General features: G+C 65.5%; 17 protein-coding genes. 16 read left to right on the plus strand and 1 reads right to left on the minus strand.

The window, feature by feature from the left end:
* The first annotated feature begins 91 nt into the window (after positions 1–91).
* Positions 92–1348: an IS701 family transposase gene (locus B2V90_RS06000; protein WP_026109249.1), complete on the plus strand. Its 1257-nt coding sequence runs from the start codon at positions 92–94 to the stop codon at positions 1346–1348.
* Between the two features lie 87 nt (positions 1349–1435).
* On the opposite strand, the gene B2V90_RS06005 is transcribed toward B2V90_RS06000, so the two are convergent.
* A complete protein-coding gene (locus B2V90_RS06005; protein ID WP_048938628.1) occupies positions 1436–2347 on the minus strand; it encodes a LysR family transcriptional regulator in 912 nt (303 codons plus the stop codon).
* Positions 2348–2510: 163 nt separating this feature from the next.
* Here B2V90_RS06005 and B2V90_RS06010 point away from each other — a divergent pair, with 163 nt between their 5' ends.
* The 15 genes from B2V90_RS06010 to B2V90_RS06080 all read left to right on the plus strand — a co-directional run bounded on the left by B2V90_RS06010 (position 2511) and on the right by B2V90_RS06080 (position 17402).
* On the plus strand, positions 2511–4814 hold the full coding sequence (locus tag B2V90_RS06010) for a TonB-dependent receptor (RefSeq protein WP_017502799.1): 2304 nt from the start codon (positions 2511–2513) through the stop codon (positions 4812–4814).
* Positions 4804–6198 (plus strand): nucleobase:cation symporter-2 family protein, encoded by a 1395-nt coding sequence (locus B2V90_RS06015; protein ID WP_107917611.1) that lies wholly within the window; start codon positions 4804–4806, stop codon positions 6196–6198. The genes B2V90_RS06010 and B2V90_RS06015 overlap by 11 nt, the downstream gene beginning before the upstream one ends.
* A gap of 1 nt (position 6199) precedes the next feature.
* On the plus strand, positions 6200–7228 hold the full coding sequence (locus B2V90_RS06020; RefSeq protein ID WP_026109529.1) for an isopenicillin N synthase family dioxygenase: 1029 nt from the start codon (positions 6200–6202) through the stop codon (positions 7226–7228).
* Between the two features lies 1 nt (position 7229).
* Positions 7230–8213, plus strand: a complete 984-nt coding sequence (locus tag B2V90_RS06025; RefSeq protein WP_017502796.1) for an isopenicillin N synthase family dioxygenase — start codon at positions 7230–7232, stop codon at positions 8211–8213.
* A gap of 11 nt (positions 8214–8224) precedes the next feature.
* On the plus strand, positions 8225–8617 hold the full coding sequence (locus tag B2V90_RS06030) for a VOC family protein (RefSeq protein WP_017502795.1): 393 nt from the start codon (positions 8225–8227) through the stop codon (positions 8615–8617).
* Positions 8614–9693, plus strand: coding sequence for a Rieske 2Fe-2S domain-containing protein (locus tag B2V90_RS06035; RefSeq protein WP_017502794.1), 1080 nt, complete (start codon positions 8614–8616; stop codon positions 9691–9693). Before B2V90_RS06030 ends, B2V90_RS06035 begins: the two co-directional genes overlap by 4 nt.
* 197 nt (positions 9694–9890) lie before the next feature.
* Entirely contained in the window at positions 9891–11471 is a 1581-nt protein-coding gene (locus B2V90_RS06040; RefSeq protein ID WP_017502793.1) for a gamma-glutamyltransferase family protein, read from the plus strand.
* A complete protein-coding gene (locus B2V90_RS06045) occupies positions 11465–12721 on the plus strand; it encodes an allantoate amidohydrolase (protein ID WP_017502792.1) in 1257 nt (418 codons plus the stop codon). The genes B2V90_RS06040 and B2V90_RS06045 overlap by 7 nt, the downstream gene beginning before the upstream one ends.
* Before the next feature lie 37 nt (positions 12722–12758).
* Positions 12759–13955, plus strand: a complete 1197-nt coding sequence (locus tag B2V90_RS06050; protein ID WP_080993657.1) for a pyridoxal-phosphate-dependent aminotransferase family protein — start codon at positions 12759–12761, stop codon at positions 13953–13955.
* Positions 13952–14839: an allantoinase PuuE gene (puuE, locus tag B2V90_RS06055; protein WP_038293028.1), complete on the plus strand. Its 888-nt coding sequence runs from the start codon at positions 13952–13954 to the stop codon at positions 14837–14839. Before B2V90_RS06050 ends, puuE begins: the two co-directional genes overlap by 4 nt.
* Complete coding sequence (uraD, locus tag B2V90_RS06060; protein ID WP_017502789.1) at positions 14832–15305, plus strand: 2-oxo-4-hydroxy-4-carboxy-5-ureidoimidazoline decarboxylase; 474 nt, start codon at positions 14832–14834, stop codon at positions 15303–15305. Before puuE ends, uraD begins: the two co-directional genes overlap by 8 nt.
* Positions 15302–16723, plus strand: coding sequence for an NAD(P)-binding domain-containing protein (locus tag B2V90_RS06065; RefSeq protein ID WP_017502788.1), 1422 nt, complete (start codon positions 15302–15304; stop codon positions 16721–16723). Before uraD ends, B2V90_RS06065 begins: the two co-directional genes overlap by 4 nt.
* Positions 16720–17049, plus strand: a complete 330-nt coding sequence (gene uraH / locus B2V90_RS06070; protein WP_017502787.1) for a hydroxyisourate hydrolase — start codon at positions 16720–16722, stop codon at positions 17047–17049. Before B2V90_RS06065 ends, uraH begins: the two co-directional genes overlap by 4 nt.
* 6 nt (positions 17050–17055) lie before the next feature.
* Positions 17056–17235, plus strand: a complete 180-nt coding sequence (locus tag B2V90_RS06075; protein ID WP_017502786.1) for a DUF4089 domain-containing protein — start codon at positions 17056–17058, stop codon at positions 17233–17235.
* Positions 17232–17402 (plus strand): hypothetical protein, encoded by a 171-nt coding sequence (locus tag B2V90_RS06080; protein WP_293920331.1) that lies wholly within the window; start codon positions 17232–17234, stop codon positions 17400–17402. The genes B2V90_RS06075 and B2V90_RS06080 overlap by 4 nt, the downstream gene beginning before the upstream one ends.
* Positions 17403–17412 lie beyond the last annotated feature (10 nt).

Raw genomic sequence — 17412 nt, forward strand, 5'->3', positions numbered from 1 at the left:
CTAGCACTACTTTGGCAGAAGTTTGATTTTCGGGATTCCCATGGCACTGAATGCGTGATTCATGGGGAGCCAGCTTTGATGGAGGCTGGCGATGGAAGAGGCGTGGCAGGCGGATCTTGAACGGTGGCTTGCGCCATATCTGGAAGCCTTGGGGAATAAGACTCGACGTAGAATGTGCCCGGCCTATATCGCCGGTCTGATCGGGCCCGGCGATCGCAAGAGCATCCAACCCATGGCAGCCCGTTCGGATGCGATACCCTACGACCGGCTTCATCATTTCATCGGGGCTGGCTTATGGGACAGCGCCCCACTGGAAGCGACCTTGTGGAACCAGGCGGATGAATTGGTTGGCGGTGAGGGAGCCTGGTTGATCATCGACGACACCGCCCTGCCCAAGAAGGGCAAGGCTTCGGTTGGCGTCGCGCCCCAATACGCCACGGCGCTGGGCAAGAATGCCAACTGCCAGACGATGGTATCGGTGACATTGGCTTCGGGCGAAGTTCCCCTCATGTTAAGCTTGCGGCTGTTCCTGCCGGAAAGCTGGACGAGCGATGCTGCGCGCATGGACAAGGTTGGCGTGCCTGCGCCCTTGCAGGAATACCGCACCAAGCCAGAGATCGCGATTGAGGAGATTGATCGTGTCATCGCGGCCGGGGTGCGCTTTGGCTGCGTGCTGGCCGATGCGGGTTACGGGCTGTCGGCTCCGTTCCGGCAGGCACTGAGTGCACGTAGCCTTTGCTGGGCGGTTGGCATCCCCCGGCATCAGAAGGTCTATCCGGCCGATGTGCAACTGATCTTCCCAGTCGCAGGACGCGGTCGCCCACGGGTGCGACATGTGCCCGACGTCAAATCCATGGCCGCGCACGCAATGCTCGAAAGCGCGAAATGGCGACAGGTCAGTTGGCGCAAAGGAACAAAGGGACGGCTGACGGCCCGCTTTGCCGCCATGCGCGTGCGCATTGCCGATGGTGCGCCTCAACGGATCGGCTCTGCCGGGGCCCAGCACATGCCGGGCGAGGAAGCCTGGCTGGTTGGTGAGCATCGCTCGAATGGCGAGCGCAAATACTATCTCTCCAATCTGCCCGGCGACACCCCGATCAAGGCTCTCGCCGGTGCGATCAAGGCGCGCTGGGTTTGCGAACAAGCGCATCAGCAACTCAAGGAGGAACTCGGCCTCGATCACTTCGAAGGACGATCCTGGACCGGGCTTCACCGCCACGCCTTGATGTCGATGATGGCCTACGCCTTCCTGCAATCTCAAAGGCTCGCTCAGGCGGGGCGAAAAAAAAAGAATCCTCGGTCCGCCTCCCCAACCCACCTTGCCAGCAGTGCGCCAGGCCATCCTTGACCGCCTGTCTCGCTCACCGCCGGGGCATTGCCCTCACTGCGGATGTTGCCTCATCAGACGTCCCAGTAAACTTCTGCCAAAGTAGTGCTAGATTACAGGGACACCTTGCTGGTCCATTATCTGTGCCAGATGCTGAATCAGCAGGGAAGCAGGAACTGATAGCGTCCGTCCCGACGCGCTGACGATAGAAAGCGTGGACAGGTCGATCCGTTCGTCGGACAACGGGACGAAGATCAGGCTGCCCGCCTGAATCTCGCTGATCGCGTCGAAGGCGGTCAGCAACCCCACCCCCGCGCCGCGGATTGCCAGCGACTTGATCAGCCCGATGCTGCTGACTTCCGCCACGGCGCGGGGCGGGCCGCCGACATGGCGCCCCCAGGCGATGTCGAACACGCGGCGCAGCGACAATGTCTCGCTGGGCACGATCAGCGGATGGCTGGCGCATTCGGCCAGCGATATTTCCTTGCGCCCGGCCAGCGGATGGTCGGGATGCACCACCAGCCCCAGTCGATAGATCATCGTCCGGTCAAGCCGGATCACCGGATTATTGGGCGGGTTGAAGGTCACGCCGACATCGATGTCGCCTGCCATCACCTGATCGATCACCCCCTGCGCGCCAAACACCTCCATGCGGAACTGGATGGCGGGATAGCGTTGCTGGAAGGACGCGACCGCCCCGGCGATGAATTCCGTCGCGCCCTCGACCAGCCCGATGACGACGCTGCCCCTGCGCAGCCCGACCAGATTGTCGATTTCCGACCGGATGCGTTGCAGATCGCGGCGCCAGCGGCGCACCCCGTCGATCAGCAATTCCCCCGCCGCCGTCATGCGCATGCCGGTGGGGGTGCGTTCGAACAGCTGGGTGCCCATTTCCTCCTCCAACTGGATGATCTGGCGGTCGACCGCCGACGGGGCGATGTGCAGCACGTCGGCCGCGCGGCGCAGCCCGCCCCGCCGGGCGACTTCGTCGAAATACAGGGCGGCCCGGCTGAGAAGCATGAGGAAGTCTCCGTCTGAACTGTTCTCATTATGCGAACAGTGCTTGCGATATTCTGCGATGGATCAGCACAGGTTTCAATGGCAGATTTTGTGCAACAGCAAAATCGAGAGGGCGAATCAAAGAGCGATCAGCCGGTCGTCCTGTCGAAAAGGGGGTATGTGAATGTTGAATCTGCGGTCGAAATCGACGTTTCTGGCCAGCACCATGATATCCGCCCTGTTGGGCGCAGGGGTCTCCGCCCATGCAGCAGAGGCACCCGCCGCCGGGGGCGCGGCCGAGGATAGCGCCTATGCCGAGGGTGAGATCATCGTCACCGGCGAAAAGCAGCAGACCACGCTTCAGCGCGCGCCGCTGGCGATCACGGCGATTTCGGCCGATACGCTGGCCCAGTCCAACATCACCCAGTTGATCGACATGAACGGCTTTGTGCCGGGACTGACCATCGCCAACAGCGGCAGCTTCGTGCGGGTCGTGTCGATCCGTGGCGTGGGCTATGAAGCGTCCGACAATCTGAGCGCGCAGCCCGGCACCTCCTTCCACATCGATGGCGTCTATGTCGTCAGCCCCTATGCGCTGCAACAGGATTTCCTGGACCTTCAGCGGGTAGAGGTGTTGCGCGGCCCGCAGGGCACCGTCTTCGGCCAGAGCGCGACCGGCGGCATCATCAACGCCATCACCGCCAGGCCGGACACCCAGGCGCTCAGCGGATCGACCCAGCTGGAACTGGGCAATTACGATCTGGTGCGCGGCACCGCGACGCTGAACGTCCCGATCAGCGACACGCTGGCCGTGCGCGGCACCGTGCAGCGCTATTATCACAAGGGCTTCGCGCGCCAGACCGGGCTCAGCCCGGCCTATGGCCGCTACGGGCTGGACGATGCCGACCGTATTTCCGCCAAGATATCGCTGCTGTGGACGCCGACCGACACATTTTCCGCCCAGTTGACGGCGCAATATTTCAATGCCGACGAACATGGCGCCGCGCAGAAGAATGTCGACGATATCGACACCGATCCGCGCCGCATTTCCCAGGATTATGCGAACAAATACAAGCTCGACTTCTTCCTGACCTATGCCGACCTGCAATATGACATGGGCTTTGCGACGCTCAAGTCGCTCAGTTCCTACCAGACGACGCGCAACCACAACCAGATCGACGTCGACCGGTCCACCTATGCCCAGACCGGCACCTATGACGCCCAGCCCTATTGGAACAACAGCGTCGACGCCTTCAGCCAGGAATTCAACCTGACCTCGAACGGGGAAGGGCCGCTCAGCTACATTGTCGGCGCCTATTTCCTCTATCAGAAACTGGGCCAGGACATATTGGAATATCGCGGCACGGACGCGAACCCGGTCTATGATCTGACCCTGCCGCTGACCTTCGCCAACTATCCCTATAATCTCGATTATGCGCTCAACAGCCGGCAGAAACGTTATAGCTATGCCGGTTTCGCCCAGGCCAAGTACAAGCTGGCCGACACGGTCAGCGCGACGCTGGGCCTGCGCTACGCCCATGACGATTTCAACAGCAGCAACAGCACGCTGTTCGATATTTTCGCGCCGACCGTGCATGCGAAAACCAGTGAAAATGCGCTGACCGGCAAGGGCGAGGTCGATTTCGAACTGACTCCGCGCAACATGGTCTATGCCAGCATTTCGCGCGGGTATAAGCCCGGCGGCGTCAGCAACAACAGCACGCCGTTGCTGGTGCCGCTGACCTATCAGCCGGAATATGTCTGGTCCTATGAGATCGGCGCGAAGAACCGCTTTGCCGACGGCCGGGTGACGCTGAACACCGCAGCCTTCTTCTATGACTATAAAAATCTGCAATATCAGATGGAGGATCCGATCCCCTATCAGGGCGGCGTGTCGAACGTGCCCAAGACGCGGATCTGGGGTGCAGAGGCGGAGGCCACGGTCGAACTGACCGGGAAGCTCAAGCTGGACGGCAATGTCACCTATCTCGATGGCGAACTGGTGGGCGATTATATCACGCTGGACCCGTCCCGCGCCCATGCCGCCACGCTGGCCGCCGCCGCGCTGGGTTATGGCCCCTTCGATGCCTATACCATCGCGCTGCGGGCCCAGCAGACCCGCAACACCAACGGCAATGTGCCGCCCAAACTGCCCAAATGGCAGGGCGCGGTCGGCGCGACCCACACGCTGGACATCGGTTCGCTGGGCACGCTCAAATCGCATGCGGAACTCATCTATCGCGGCAAGTTCCAGTATCGCATCTTCAATGACGGCGCCCGCGACGTGGTGCCCGGCTATACGCAGGTGAACGCCAATTTCGCCTTCACCCCGCAGGACAGCGGCTGGACGCTGGGCGTCACCGTGTCGAACATCTTCGACAAGAACGGGATCGCCTCGCGCTATTCCAACCCCTTTGGCAGCTTCACGACCAGCGACATGTACATCCCGCCGCGTCAGGTCATCGCATCGGTGAAATATGACTTCTGATCGCGTCATGCCCCATCCGGTGGACCATGTCCCGCCGGCGGGGGCGCTGGGGGCCCTGGCCTTCCAGCATGTGCTGACCATGTATGCAGGGGCGATCACCGTGCCCCTGCTGGTCGCTTCCGCGCTGCACCTGTCGGCGCAGGACACCGCCTATCTGGTCAGCGCCGACCTGTTCGCCTGCGGGCTGGTCACGCTGCTGCAATGTCTTGGACTGGGCCGGGGCGGCGTGGGCATTCGCCTGCCCATCATCATGGGCGTGACCTTTGTCGGCGTGATGCCCGCCATCGCCATTGCCAGCCAGCCGGGACTGGGCCTGCCGGGCGTCTATGGCGCGGCCATCGCCGCCGGGCTGATCGTCCTGCCGCTGGTGCCGCTGGTCGGACGGCTGCGGCGGGTGCTGACCCCCACCGTCACCGGCACCGCCATGCTGCTGATCGGCCTGTCGCTGATGGGCGTGGCGGTGGACTGGGCCGCCGGCGGACAGGGCGCCGCCGACTATGGCGCGCCTGTCCATCTGCTGCTGGCGGGCGGCACCATTGCGGTGATCCTGCTGGTGACGCGGCTGGGCACCGGCTTTCTGGCCAATTGCGCGATCCTGATGGGCATGGCGGCGGGCTATGCCGTCGCGGCAGCCATGGGGCTGGTGGATTTTTCCGGCGCCGTCGCCGCACCCCCGCTGCAACTGGTCACGCCCTTCCATTTCGGCCTGCCCCTGTTCGACCCGGCGGCCATCGCATCGATGGTGGTGGTGCTGCTGATCACGCTGGTGGAATCCAGCGGCATGCTGACGATGATGGGCGACATGGTCGACCGTCCGGTGACGACGCGCGACCTGTCGCGCGGGCTGCGCGCCGATTGCCTGGGCGCGGTCATCGGCGGCGTTTTCAACAGCTTTCCCTATACATCCTATGCCCAGAATATCGCGCTGGTGAACATGACAGGGGTGCGCAGCCGCTTCGTCTGCATCGGCGCGGGCGCGATGATGCTGGTGCTGGCGCTGTTCCCCCGGCTGTCCGCGCTGGTCGCCGCCGTGCCGCCCAGCGTGCTGGGCGGGGCCGCGCTGGTGCTGTTCGGCATGGTCGCGGCGTCGGGCATCCGTTCGCTCGCGGCGGCGGGGCTGGACCGATCGCGGGAGGATCTGCTGGTCGTCGCGATCAGCCTGGGCATGGGCCTGATCCCCACTTTTTCCGACCGTTTCTTTGCCGCGGCCCCGGCTGCGCTGGCGCCCTTCACCCATAGCGGCGTGCTGCTGGGCATTGTCACGGCGATCCTGCTCAACATCTTCCTTGGCACCGGGCGCGCAACGAACAGCGCCATCGCCGGGGAATCCGACATCCACAACAATCGCATGCCGGCGCCCCATGCCGGCCACGCAGGAGGCTGAAATGAAGTTTGACGGTAGCGTGGTTCCCATCATCGACCTGACCCCCGCGCGCACGGGCAGCGAAGCGGACCGACAGGCCGTGGCCGAACAGGTTGGCGCCGCTGCGCGCAGCATCGGTTTTCTGGTGGTGTCGGGCCATGGTGTCCCGGCCGAAGCGATCGAGGCCGCCGCCACCGCCAGCCGGGCGCTGTTCGACCTGTCGGGCCCGGAAAAGGGCAAATATCGCTCGCCCGACCCGGCCGTCTATCGCGGCTATTTCGGGATAGAGACCGGCAACCTTGCCAGCACCATCGGCGAGGAAGATGCCAAGCCCGACCATCGCGAATATTATAATATCGGCCGTTTCGACCTGGACGAAAGCGACCCCTATTTCACCACGCCGACCGCGCGCCGGATCTTCCATCCCAATATCTGGCCCGATGCCGACGTGCCCGCCTTCCAGCCTGCCATCGTCACTTATTATCATGAGATGGAAAAGCTGGCCGCGCTGCTGATGGAACTGTGCGCCCGCGCGCTGAACCTGTCGCCCGACTGGTTCGCGGACAAGATCGACCGGCACATCACCAACATGGTCATCAGCAACTATCCCGACCAGCCCGAAGCGCTGGAGGATGGCCAGCTGCGCGCCGGTGCGCACACCGATTATGGCGGCCTGACCATCCTGAAGACGGAGGACAAGCCCGGCGGACTGGAAGTGCTGACCGCCGACGGCCGCTGGGAAGCGGTGCCCATCGTGCCGGGCGCGTTCATCATCAACCTGGGCGACCTGATGGCGCAATGGACCAATGACGAATGGGTGTCGACCATGCACCGCGTCGTCAATCCGCCGCGCGACAAGGGGGTGGGCAGCCGCCGCCAGTCGCTCGTCTTCTTCCACCAGCCCAATTACGACGCGGTCATCGAATGCATCCCGACCTGCGCCATCGACAAGGCGCCGAAATATGCGCGCACCACGTCGCTGGAGCATCTGGAAATGAAGATGGACCAGATGAACAACACGCCCAAGTTCAAGGAAGCGGAGGCCGCCTGACATGATCGTCTACACGCCCCCCAAGCCTGCAGAGGCGATCCCCCTGATCGACCTGGGGCCCAGCCTGTCCGGCGACCTGGAGGCCAAGAAGGCGGTTGCGTGGGAAATCCACAAGACCGCGCGGGACACCGGCTTCTTCTACATCGCCAACCATGGCGTGCCGCAGGCGATGATGGACGGCCAGCTCGACCTGGCGCGCCGCTTCTTTGCCCTGCCGCTGGAGGAAAAGGCAAAGGTCGACACCAGATATTCGACCTGCACCCGCGGTTACGAGGCGCCGGGCCTTCAGACGCTGGACGACGGATCACCGCCGGACCTCAAGGAAGGCTTTCTGATCGGCGTCGATCTGGACGACGACCATCCCTATGTGCGTGATGGCGTGCCCAATTGCGGCGCCAATCTGTGGCCGGAAAAGCCCGATGGCTTTCGCGCCCGCTATGAAGCCTATGTGGCAGAGATGTTCCGCGTCGGCCGCCATCTGATGAGCCTGATCGCCCTGTCCATCGACCTGCCGGAGGATTATTTCGTCGACGGGCTGCAGGAGCCGCTGTTCAACAGCCGGCTGCTGAAATACGGCCCGCAGCCGACCGACGCCGCCTATAACCAGATCGGCGCGGGCGCGCATATCGACTGGGGCATGATTACCATTTTGCTGCAGGACGATGTCGGCGGGCTGGAGGTGGAAAATGCGGCGGGCGAATGGATCGCTGCGCCGCCGATCCCGGGCACCTTCGTCATCAACCTGGGCGAAATGGTCCGCGTGCTGACCAACGGCCTGTACCATGCCAACATGCACCGGGTGCTCAACAACCATAGCGGCCGGGATCGCTTTTCGGTGCCGACCTTTTTCGACCCCAATTATTTCTACAAGGTCAGCTGCGCGCCGACCTGCCTGCCCGAAGACGGGCCGCCCACCTATCCCGACACCACGGTGGGGGATCATATCGCCGAAATGTACCGCAAGACCTATGGCCTCGCGGCGTGAAGGATCGAACAATGGCTGTTCTTGCTTATACCAACATCTTCACCGCCGACATCGACCGGCTGGCCGATTTCTACAGCAGCCTGTTCGGGTTGGAGGAATATCGCGAAAGCCGCTCGCCGATCTTCCGGGGCTTTGCCGCCGGCGGCACGTCGCTGGGCTTCAGCGGCACGGGCGCTTATGAACTGCTGGGCATGGCGCCCCAGACGGAACCGGGCGACCGCGTGTTCCAGACCTTCAACGTGGATTCGCCCGAAGAGGTGCAGCGGCTGACCCGGCAGGCCGCCGTGCTGGGCGCACAGGTGGTGAAGGAACCGTTCGAAACCTATTATGGCTGGTATCAGTCGGTGCTGCGCGATCCTGACGGGAATGCCTTCCGCATCAACTATCTGGGAGTTCCCGCATGACGCAGGCGCCATCGCTGCTGCAGGAACGGGACGATGTGCCGCCGCCGGCCGCGACCCGGCCCCCCCGCGTCACCCGGCCGCGCAACTGCACCTATGCCGACGGGGACTGGGAAATATTGTCCCGCTACTGGTTTCCCGTCGCCCGCGTCGACGATGTCGGCACCGCGCCGGTCCAGTCAAAGCTGCTGGACGTGAAGCTGGTCGTCTATCGCACCACGTCGGGCATCAGCGTCGCGCGCGACCTGTGCCCCCATCGCGGCGTGCCGCTCAGCATGGGCTGGGTGGAGGACGACAATCTGGTCTGCCCATATCACGGCCTGCGCTTTGCTGCGGACGGGCGCTGCGTCAAGATCCCGGCCCAGCCCAATGTCGTGCCGTCGGACCGGTTCCGCGCCACCACCTTGCCCATGGTCGAACGCTATGGGCTGGTGTGGACCTGTCTGGATCCGGACAATGCGCTGGCCGACATTCCCGACTTCCCCGAATTCGGCGCGTCCGATTTTCAGGCCATCGTCTGCCCGCCAGTGTCGATACAGGCCGCCCCCGGACGGCAGGTGGAAGGGTTTATCGACGTCGCCCATTTCGCCTGGATCCATCATGAGGCCTTTGCCGACCGCGAGAACAGCGTGGTGCCGCTCTACCAGACCCGGCAGACCGACTATGGGTTCCGCAGCATCTATATCAGCGATGTCAGCAACTTCCCCAAACCGTTGCAGCATCTGGAACCCGAAGGCTTCATCTGGCGCCGGACCTTCGACGTCTATCCGCCCTATATCGCCTTCCTGACGGTCGATTTCCCCCATGACGGCGTGCTGCGCATCATGAACATCGCCACCCCGGTGTCAGCGCGGGAAACCACGCTTTATGTGCCGCTGGTCCGCAATTTCGACCGCACCGGATCGGTCGAGGATGTCTACGCCTTCAACGCGCAGATCTTTGCGGAGGATCAGGCCATTGTGGAGGCGCAATGCCCGGAGGACCTGCCGCTGGAACTGGAGGAGGAAGCCCATTTCGCGGCCGACCGATCTTCCGTTTCCTATCGCAAGGCGTTGCGGGCGCTGGGCCTGACCTGCTGAAACAGACGTTCCATGGCACCTGCGGGGGCGGACGGCGAGGCATCGCCGCCCGCCCTTTTTTTGCGCCCTCTTTCCCTGTGGGGCCGGATTATCTGCTGTCCCCATTTTGGCATCGCCATGACCTAAAATAAGTTCTTTTTTAGATCGGCCGCCGCCGTCACACTTTTTCCCATCAGCCTGACAGGGACGCCCATGACATGATGCACGCACCATCCAGCTATAATGGCCTTGCCACTGCGCCGCATCATCTGGCGAGTCAGGCGGGCCTGAGCGTGCTCAAGGATGGCGGCACCGCGGTCGAGGCATGCGTGGCGATGGCCGCGACGCTGGCGGTGGTCTATCCCCATATGACCGGTATCGGCGGCGACGGTTTCTGGCTGATCCACGATCCCGACGGCCATGTCCATGCCATCGACGCCTGCGGCGCCGCCGCCGCGCGCGCCGACCTGTCGCTCTATGCCGGGCTGAAGGACATTCCGTGGCGCGGCCCGCTGGCGGCGAACACAGTTGCGGGCACGGTGTCGGGCTGGAAACAGGCGCTGGCGGGCGATGCCGGCACGCTCAGTCTGGACCGGCTGCTGCGCGACGCCATCGATCTGGCGCGGCAGGGCGTCGCCGTGACAGAGGGCGGGGCGCAGATCGCGGCCGCCAAACATGCCGAACTGATTGCGCAGCGCGGCGCCTATGGCGATATTTTCGCGCCGGGCGGCCGCCCGCTGAAGCAGGGCGAACGGCTGTGCCAGCCCGCGCTGGCCGCCACGCTGCAGATGCTGGCCGACAATGGCCTGCAGGATTTCTATACCGGCAAGCTGGCCCGGTCGATCGCGGCGGATCTGGTCGCGCTGGGCAGCCCGGTCACGGCTGCCGATCTGGAGGCGCACCGCGCCATCGAACCCCGGCCGCTGACCCTGACGGTCAAGGGCGCGCACCTGTACAACACGGCGCCGCCGACGCAGGGGCTGGCGTCGCTGCTGATTCTGGCCCTGTTCGACCGGCTGGGCGTGACGGAGGGGGAGGGGTTCGCCCATCTCCACGGCCTGATAGAGGCGACGAAACAGGCCTTTCTGGTGCGCGACAGCCATGTCGGCGACCCGGCCCATATGCCCGTTCCCGCCCAGTCGATCCTGGACGACCGGGATGCGCTGGCGGCGATGGCCGGGCGCATCGACCCGGCGCGCGCGCTACCCTGGCCGCAGGACAGCGCGCTGGGCGACACCTGCTGGTTCGGCGCGGCCGATGCGCGTGGGCAGGTGGTCAGCTGCATCCAGTCCACCTATTTCGAATTCGGGTCCGGGCTGGTCCTGCCGCAGACCGGCATCACCTGGCAGAACCGGGGCGCCAGTTTCCGTCTGGCGCAGCAAGGCTGGAACGCGCTGGCGCCGGGACGCAAGCCCTTCCATACGCTGAACCCGGCGCTGGCGCGTTTCCATGACGGGCGGGTCATGGCCTATGGCACCATGGGCGGGGAGGGGCAGCCGCAGACGCAGGCCGCGATCTTCAGCCGCTATGCCTGGTTCGACGTGCCCTTGCAGCAGGCGGTGACGATGCCGCGCTGGCTGCTGGGCCGGACCTGGGGCGAAAGCAGCACCACGCTGAAGCTGGAAAGCCGCTTCGACCCTGCCACCGTCGCAGCGCTGGCGGCGGCGGGCCATGATGTGGAGATGCTGGCCCCCTTTACCGCCACCATGGGCCATGCCGGCGCGGTCGTGCGCCATGCCGACGGCCTGATCGAGGGCGCGACCGACCCCCGGTCCGACGGCGCGGTGGCGACATGGTAAGCGGCGCGCGCGCGGTCGAACGGTGCGACCGGCTGGGCCTGCCGCCCTATAGCGACAGCGCTGACGGGCTGTATCGCGCCTATCTGACGCCCGCCTATGCCGCGTCGCAGCAACTGGTCGCGCGCTGGATGGCGCAGGCAGGCATGGCGGTGCGGATCGACGCGGCGGGCAATCTGATCGGCCGCTATGAGGGGACAGGCGACGGCCCGCCGCTGATCGTGGGCAGCCATCTGGACAGCGTGCGCGACGCGGGCCGCTATGACGGGCCGCTGGGCATCATGCTGGGCATCGAATGCGTGGCGGCGCTGCACGATGCGGGCGAAAGGCTGCGCTTCCCCATCGAGATCTACGCCTTCGGGGATGAGGAAGGGTCGCGCTTTCCGCTGGCGATGCTGACCAGCCGGGCGGTGGCGGGCACGCTGGACGCGCAGCTGACCGAACCTGCAGATGCCGATGGCGTCACCCTGTTTCAGGCGATGGCCGCCTATGGCGAGGCAGTGGGCGCCGCGGTGCCCCGCGATTTCGACGCCTATCGGCAGGCGCGCCACCCCGGCGCCTTCGCCTATCTGGAGGCGCATATCGAACAGGGCCCGGTGCTGGAGGCCGACGGGCTGGCGCTGGGCACCGTCACCGGCATCGCCGCGCAACGGCGCTTTGGCATAAAGGTCGGCGGCCGGGCGGGCCATGCCGGGACCACCGCCATGACGCTGCGCCGCGACGCGCTGGCGGCGGCGGCGGCGATGATCCTGACGGCGGAGCAGGAGGCGCTGGCCGCCGGGGGCGACCGGGTGGCGACGGTGGGCACCGTCACCGCCGGGCCGGGCGCGGCCAATGTGGTGCCGGGCAGTGCCATGTTCACGCTGGACGTGCGCGCCGCGCGGGATGCCGATTGCGCCGCGCTGGCCGATGTCATTGTCGCGCGTTTCGGGCACATCGCGGCGGTGCGCGGCGTCACCCTGTCGGTCGACGCGCTGCACAGCCTGCCCGCCAGCCCCTGCGACCCGCAACTGATGACGCTGATGGACGGCGCGCTGGCGGCGGAGGGGCTGCCGGTGCGACGGCTGGTGTCGGGGGCGGGGCATGACGCGATGATCCTGTCCGCGCTTTGCCCCACGGCGATGCTGTTCATCCGCTGCCGCGAGGGGATCAGCCACAATCCGGCCGAAAGCGTCCTGCCCGAAGACGCCGATCTGGCCGCCCGCACGATGCTGCGCTTCATCAAATCCCTGGAGGATATCCACCGTGCCTAATGTCTTTGCAGAGATCGACCCGCCCCAGCGCCTGCTGATGGGCCCCGGCCCGATCAACGCCCATCCCCGCGTGCTGCGCGCCATGTCGGCCGACCTGCTGGGCCAGTTCGACCCGGAAATGACCGCCTATATGAATGAGGTGATGGCGCTGTACCGCCCGATCTTCGGCACGCAGAACCGCCAGACCTTTCTGGTCAACGGCACGGCTCGCGCGGGCATAGAGGCGGCGCTGGTCAGCATGGTCAGCCCCGGCGACACGGTGCTGGTGGTCAACTTCGGCCGTTTCGGCCTGCTGCTGACGGAGATATTGAAGCGGGTCGGCGCCCGGGTGGAGCGGGTGGACGCGCCCTGGGGCGAAGTCGTGCCGCTGGACGCGATCGGCGACGCCATCGCCCGGACCGGGCCCAAAGTCGTCGCGACCATCCATGGCGACACATCCACCACCATGGCGCAGCCGCTGGACGGGCTGGGCGCGCTGTGCCGCGATGCGGGCGCGCTGCTCTATGTTGACGCCACCGCGACCATCGGCGGCATGGAACTGGCGGCGGACCGCTGGGGCGCGGATATCGTCACCGGCGGGTTGCAGAAATGCCTGGGCGGATCGTCCGGTTCGGCCCCCATCACCATTTCCGATCGCGCGGCGACGCATATTTACGGCCGCCGCCGCGTCGAACTGGGCCTGCGCAGCGGGGACATGGAAGAGGGCGAGGATGAGGGCGGGGGCATCGTCATCGGGTCCAACTATTTCGATCTGGGCATGGTGATGGACTATTGGTCCGAAAAGCGCCTGAACCACCATACAGAGGCGACCACCATGCTTTATGGCGCGCGCGAATGCGCCCGTATCATGCTGGAAGAGGGGCTGGAGCAGCGCTATGCCCGCCATGCGGCGGCAGGCCGCGCCATGGCGACCGGGCTGCGCGCGCTGGGGCTGACGCTGTTCGGCGACGACCGCTATCGCATGACCAATGTGACCGCGGCCTATATTCCCGAAGGCGTGGATGGAGAGCGGGTGCGCCGCCGCATGCGCGAGGATTTCGAAATAGAGATCGGCACCGCCTTCGGCCCGCTGGCGGGCAAGGTGTGGCGGTTCGGCGCGATGGGATATAATGCGCGCAAGCACAAGATACTGATAACATTGGGCGCGCTGGAGGCGGTGCTGCGGGCGGAGGGGCATGGCTGTCCCCCGGGCGAGGCGGTCGACGCCGCGCTCAGCGCATGGAACGCACGATGAGCGCGCGCGACCTGATCGGCTATGGCCAGACCCCGCCCGCCGCGCACTGGCCCGGCGGCGCGCGGATCGCGGTGCAGTTCGTCATCAATTATGAGGAAGGCGCGGAAAACAGCGTCCTGAACGGCGACCGGGGATCCGAAGCCTTTCTGTCCGACATGGTCGGCGCGGTCAGCCATGCCGACCGGGCGATGGCGATGGAAAGCCTGTATGAATATGGCAGCCGCGCCGGTTTCTGGCGCCTGCACCGGCTGTTCACGGATCGCGGCCTGCCCGTCACCGTTTTTGGCGTGGCCGCCGCGATGGCCGCCAACCCCGCCGCCGTCGACGCGATGCTGAAGGCGGACTGGGAAGTGGCCAGCCACGGCTATCGCTGGATCGATTATCAGCATATGCTGGCGGATCGGGAGGCGGAACATATCGCCCGCGCCATAGAGGTCCACACCCGCCTGACCGGGCAAAGGCCGCTCGGCTGGTATCAGGGCCGCACCTCGCCCAACACCGCCCGGCTGGTCGCGCAGGAGGGAGGGTTTCTTTACGACGCGGATTCCTACGCCGACGACCTGCCCTATTATGACCGGCGTTTCGGCCGGGCGCAGCTGATCGTGCCCTATGCGCTGGACGCCAACGATATGAAGATGGTGGCGCTGAACGGCTTTACGGAGGGGGACCAGTTCTTCCGCTATCTGCGCGACACGTTCGACCAGCTGCGGGCGGAAGGCGGGCGGATGATGTCGGTTGGTCTGCATGGCCGCATCGCCGGACGGCCCGCCCGCGCCCATGCGCTTGCCCGTTTCCTGGATCATGTCCTGGCCCATGACGATGCCTGGGTCGCCCGCCGCATCGACATTGCCCGCCACTGGCTGGAGCTGCACCCCCATGACTGAAGAAAAAGCCGATTTCATCGCCCGCTATGGCGCATTGTTCGAACATTCCCCTTGGGTGGTGGAGCGCGCCGCCGAACGCCTGCCCTTCGACGATCTGCATGCCGGGCTGATGCAGACGGTGCACGACGCCACCCGGGACGAACAACTGGCGCTGATTCGCGCCCATCCCGAACTGGCGGGGAAGGCCGCCATCGACGGGTCGCTGACCGATGCATCTGCCGCCGAACAGGCATCGGCCGGGCTGGACCGGCTGTCGCCCGAGGAATATCGCGCCTTTCACGACCTGAACGCCCGCTATGGCGCGCGTTTCGGTTTTCCCTTCATCATCTGCGTCCGGCTGACGAACAAGGCGGGCATATTGGCGGCCATGGGACAGCGGCTGGCCCATGACGAACAAAGCGAAATCGCCACCGCCCTTGCCGAAATCGGCAGGATCGTGGCCCTGCGTCTGGAGGATCTGGCATGACATTGGCACAGCATGAGGCCCGGCTGGCGCATGATCTGGACTGTCTCGGCTTTGGCGGGGCGGACTGGACCCGCACCGATGCGCCAGATGACCAGCACATCCACGACGTGGTGATCGTCGGCGGCGGGCAGAGCGGGCTGGGCGCGGCCTTCGGCCTGCTGCGCGAACGGATTTCCAACATCCTTGTGCTCGACGAAAATCCGGCGGGGCAGGAAGGGCCGTGGGACAGCTATGCGCGGATGATGACGCTGCGCACGCCCAAGCATCTGACCGCCATCGACTATGGCATCCCCGCGCTCACCTTCCGCGCTTATTGGGAGGCGATGCACGGGCCGCAGGGCTGGGCCGCCATTGACAAGATCCCCCGGCGCGACTGGATGGACTATCTGCGCTGGTATCGCCGCGTGCTGCGCCTGCCGGTGCGCAACGACAGCCGGGTCACGCTGGTGGAACCGGTGCGGCGCGGCCTGTTCCGCCTGTCGCTGGCCGATGGCGAAACGCTGCTGGCGCGCAAGGTCGTCATGGCCACCGGCATACAGGGCGGCGGCCAGTGGCAGATGCCCGCCATGGTGACGAAGCTGCCCGGCCATCTTTATGCCCACACCTCTCAGGCCATCGATTTCGATGCGCTGGCGGGCAGGCGGATCGCGATATTGGGCGGCGGCGCGTCGGCCTTCGACAATGCGCAACATGCGCTGTCGCTGGGCGCGGGGGAGGTGCATGTCTTTGTCCGCCGCCAGCAATTGCCCACCGTTAACCCGATCCGTTTTCTGGAGGCGAACGGCGTCATCCCGCGCTTCCCCGCTTTGGCGGATGAGGCCAAATATCGGATGATGAAGAATTTTTTCGAACGCAACCAGCCGCCCACCAACGACACATTCGCGCGTGCGGCCAGCCATCCGGGCTTCCATCTGCATCTGGGATCGCCCTGGCTGGATGTGGCGGAAGCAGGCGACGGGGTGGATGTCATCACGCCGCAGGGGCGGCAGCGCTTCGATTTCCTGATCCTGTCCACCGGCCTTGCCACCGATCCCGCGCTGCGCCCCGAACTGCGCCCGGTCGCGGCGGGCATCGCCCGCTGGTCGGACCGCTTCGCACCGCAGGATCGCGACGCGGTGCTGGATGCGCACCCCTATCTGGGCACGGGGTTCCAGCTGCTGCCGCGCACGCCGCAGGATGAAGACGCGCTGCACGGGCTGTTCGCCTTCAACTATTCGGGCCTCATCAATTTCGGTCTGTCGGCATCGGCGATTTCGGGACTGAAACATGCGCTGCCCCGGCTGGTGCAGGGGGTCGCGGACCAGCTGTTTCTGGACGATCAGGGGGCGATACTGGCCGATTATTTCGCCTATGCCGAACCTGAATTTTCCGCGCAGCTGCCCACGCCCCGCGCCACGCCGACGGAGGCCGCGGCATGAGCCTGTCCACCCATGTCCTCGACACCATGCACGGCCGCCCCGCCGCTGGCATGGCGATCCGCCTGCTGTCGGGCGACCGGCTGCTGTTCGCAGGGCTGACCGATGCGGACGGCCGCTGCCCGGCGCTGCGCGATCTGGAACTGGCGGCCGGAAACTACCGGCTGACCTTTGCGGTGGCGGATTATTTCCGCTGGCTGGGCGTCGACCTGCCGCAGCCGCCCTTCCTTGACATCGTGCCCATCGATTTCGGCATGGGCGAAGGGGGCCATTATCATGTCCCGCTGCTCGCCTCGCCCTTTTCCTATTCCACCTATCGCGGAAGCTGAAGGCCCATGGAAGCTGACACCCCCCTCTTCGTCCCCCTCTTCACGCAAACGGCCGACGCGGATCTGGCCGCCGAAATCGCAGCGCGGATCGGCATGGACCTGCCTGATGCCTGCGTGGCGGGCGTGGCGGCCAATGCCCGCCTGTTGCAACGCCATGCCGACCTGCTGCGCGGGGGACAGGCATGACCGACCTGTCGACATGGGGCGTCGTCGCTTGCGCCGATGCGGTCCGGTCCGGGCGGCTGTCGGCGGTGGCGCTGGCGACGGCGGCGCTGGACCGCATCGCCGCCCGCAACCCGGCGATCGTCGATGACGGACGAGTATGGCTTTGCGTATCGGACGGAGAGCGATGATGTCCGCATT

Source organism: Sphingobium sp. UBA5915 (genome assembly GCF_002431195.1).
Classification (GTDB): Bacteria; Pseudomonadota; Alphaproteobacteria; order Sphingomonadales; family Sphingomonadaceae; genus Sphingobium; species Sphingobium soli.

What these genes read in the sequence shown, in the direction of transcription:
- uraH (WP_017502787.1), top strand. Translation starts at nt 16,720, where the DNA reads ATGAGCCTGTCCACCCATGTCCTCGACACCATGCACGGCCGCCCCGCC.
- B2V90_RS06035 (WP_017502794.1), top strand. Translation starts at nt 8,614, where the DNA reads ATGACGCAGGCGCCATCGCTGCTGCAGGAACGGGACGATGTGCCGCCG.
- B2V90_RS06010 (WP_017502799.1), top strand. Translation starts at nt 2,511, where the DNA reads ATGTTGAATCTGCGGTCGAAATCGACGTTTCTGGCCAGCACCATGATA.
- B2V90_RS06040 (WP_017502793.1), top strand. Translation starts at nt 9,891, where the DNA reads ATGATGCACGCACCATCCAGCTATAATGGCCTTGCCACTGCGCCGCAT.
- B2V90_RS06075 (WP_017502786.1), top strand. Translation starts at nt 17,056, where the DNA reads ATGGAAGCTGACACCCCCCTCTTCGTCCCCCTCTTCACGCAAACGGCC.
- B2V90_RS06065 (WP_017502788.1), top strand. Translation starts at nt 15,302, where the DNA reads ATGACATTGGCACAGCATGAGGCCCGGCTGGCGCATGATCTGGACTGT.
- B2V90_RS06020 (WP_026109529.1), top strand. Translation starts at nt 6,200, where the DNA reads ATGAAGTTTGACGGTAGCGTGGTTCCCATCATCGACCTGACCCCCGCG.
- B2V90_RS06050 (WP_080993657.1), top strand. Translation starts at nt 12,759, where the DNA reads ATGGGCCCCGGCCCGATCAACGCCCATCCCCGCGTGCTGCGCGCCATG.
- B2V90_RS06000 (WP_026109249.1), top strand. Translation starts at nt 92, where the DNA reads ATGGAAGAGGCGTGGCAGGCGGATCTTGAACGGTGGCTTGCGCCATAT.
- B2V90_RS06030 (WP_017502795.1), top strand. Translation starts at nt 8,225, where the DNA reads ATGGCTGTTCTTGCTTATACCAACATCTTCACCGCCGACATCGACCGG.
- uraD (WP_017502789.1), top strand. Translation starts at nt 14,832, where the DNA reads ATGACTGAAGAAAAAGCCGATTTCATCGCCCGCTATGGCGCATTGTTC.
- B2V90_RS06080 (WP_293920331.1), top strand. Translation starts at nt 17,232, where the DNA reads ATGACCGACCTGTCGACATGGGGCGTCGTCGCTTGCGCCGATGCGGTC.
- B2V90_RS06045 (WP_017502792.1), top strand. Translation starts at nt 11,465, where the DNA reads ATGGTAAGCGGCGCGCGCGCGGTCGAACGGTGCGACCGGCTGGGCCTG.
- B2V90_RS06015 (WP_107917611.1), top strand. Translation starts at nt 4,804, where the DNA reads ATGACTTCTGATCGCGTCATGCCCCATCCGGTGGACCATGTCCCGCCG.
- B2V90_RS06005 (WP_048938628.1), bottom strand. Translation starts at nt 2,347, where the DNA reads ATGCTTCTCAGCCGGGCCGCCCTGTATTTCGACGAAGTCGCCCGGCGG.
- B2V90_RS06025 (WP_017502796.1), top strand. Translation starts at nt 7,230, where the DNA reads ATGATCGTCTACACGCCCCCCAAGCCTGCAGAGGCGATCCCCCTGATC.
- puuE (WP_038293028.1), top strand. Translation starts at nt 13,952, where the DNA reads ATGAGCGCGCGCGACCTGATCGGCTATGGCCAGACCCCGCCCGCCGCG.